The following is a 1,260-nucleotide window of genomic DNA, read 5'->3' as shown; positions in this document are numbered from 1 at the left end:
TTTGAAGATGTACTCTGGAATGTCTTTCTTATCCTTCGTTCCTTTATCTGAAGGGCTGATTTCTTTGCCTGCTTCATCTACATATGTTGTAACAACCTTACGATAAACATACTCAACTGTTGCAACCCCTTCTTTTAATTCTCCTGATTCAGAAGCTGATGATTCAGATTTCTTCACAAATTCGTAAACATCACCGTTAGCTGTTGTGATTGTTGTTGGTTTGTGATCAGTTGTATCGTACTGAGTTCCAACTAAATCACCATTAACATCCATCACTGTTGTTGGAATTTCTTTTCCTTCTGGAGATTTCCCTGAAATTGGAAGTCCATCTACATCAACATAGTTAACCACTACAAATCCAATATGTGCTTCCGGTAATTCTTCTGTAGTGTTTTGTAATTCATATACATAAGTAATAACTGATGTTCTACCTTTTACATCTGATGTTTCAGCATCCGAATGTTTCGTTACTTTTACAAATTTATAGACTTTACCTTCAGCTGTTGTAATAGTTTGTGGTTTATTATCTGTTGTGTCGTATGGTGTTTTCACTAGTGAAGCTGGAGTATCGATTACTGATTTATCAACTTTAACACCATTTTCAGTTGTTCCTGATAATGGACGACCTGATTTATCTACATAAGTAACAATTACATTACCATATTTTTGTTTTGTTTCTGGTTCTTTTGCTTCTTCGTAAACATAAGTAACATTTTGTGGTTGCTCACTTACTTTACCTTTTTCCTCAGCAGATCCTGCTTTAGTTTGTTCTTTAAGAAGATACACTTTACCATCTTTTTCGATACGTTCAGGTTTAAAGTTTGAAGTTGTTGTATCGTAATCTGTTCCCACTACAGTATCTTTTGGTTGAACTGTTTGAGTTTCTTTCAATGTAACTCCAGTAGTTGTTTCATAAGATACTGTTACTCCTTGACCTTTAACTGCTCTATAAGTGTAAGTGGCTGTTTGAGGTTGTTCAGTAAAGTTAGTTGGAATTTTATCTACTTTTACAAATTCATAAACTTTACCATCTTTATCTGTAATGCGATTTGGATGTTCTAAGTTTACTTTTTCGTTCAGTGATTTCTTACCAGTATTTGTCGGATCTTTGATTTCTTTTCCAGATTCATTAACAAATTTTTGAATAATTTCACCTTTAACTTCAGAGTAAACATACGTTACTACTGCTGGTGTATCACTTACTTTGCCTTCTTCTGGAGCTGAATCTGCTTTTTTCTCTTTCAGTTTATATACTTTTCC

1 protein-coding gene is annotated in these 1,260 nt (G+C 33.8%); it reads right to left on the bottom strand.

The annotated features are described in order from the left end of the window. On the bottom strand, positions 1 to 1,260 hold a 1,260-nt coding region (locus tag N8M20_RS10095), incomplete at both ends, for a MucBP domain-containing protein (protein WP_261080499.1).

The organism is Streptococcus mitis, from assembly GCF_946190275.1.
In the GTDB taxonomy this organism is placed as follows: Bacteria; Bacillota; Bacilli; order Lactobacillales; family Streptococcaceae; genus Streptococcus; species Streptococcus mitis_DC.
Note: the sequence above shows the minus strand (reverse complement) of the source record. Positions and strands in the feature narration are given on the sequence as shown.